The organism is Campylobacter sp. 2457A, assembly GCF_020135895.1.
GTDB classification, from domain to species: domain Bacteria; phylum Campylobacterota; class Campylobacteria; order Campylobacterales; family Campylobacteraceae; genus Campylobacter_D; species Campylobacter_D taeniopygiae.
In genome coordinates, this window is the sequence record NZ_JACHTO010000090.1 from 1 (window position 1) to 528 (window position 528).

The window sequence follows — 528 nt, forward strand, 5'->3', positions numbered from 1 at the left end:
GGGGTAAAAGATTATGAAGAAGCTAGTAGATTAGATTATAAAGGATATGATCTTTTTCAAAAAGCTATTAAGAATTTAAGTTATGCTTATGAACAAGGTAAAGATTATAAGGCAGGACTTGTTTTAGCAGAACTTGGATATTCAAAAGATTATTTTAGAGCTATTATAGGTAAATTAGATCAAGATGAAAAAAATGAAGCTTTATTGGATAAATTGATTGATGAATTTTTAAAGGCTAATTATAGAAGTATAAGAATCTATAATGAGCTTATAGACAAGTATGACTTAGGAGATGCTTATTGGGGTTTATATGTTTATTCACGTAAAATAGAAGATACAGTATTTGATGATAGATTTTATTTTGCTCAGCTTAAAGACAGTAGTAAAAAACTTTATGAAGATGCTTTTAAGCATGGAGCTTATGGAGCTTTTAGTGCTAAGGCAAATGCTATATATTCTAATCTAATTGCAGGAGAGTATCAACTTTGTTTAGGTATATTAGGTAATAAACAAGCTTTTTATGATGCA

1 pseudogene is annotated in these 528 nt (G+C 28.0%); it reads left to right on the top strand.

The annotated features are described in order from the left end of the window. A pseudogene (locus H2280_RS08465) lies at positions 1-528 on the top strand (hypothetical protein); the annotation flags it as partial.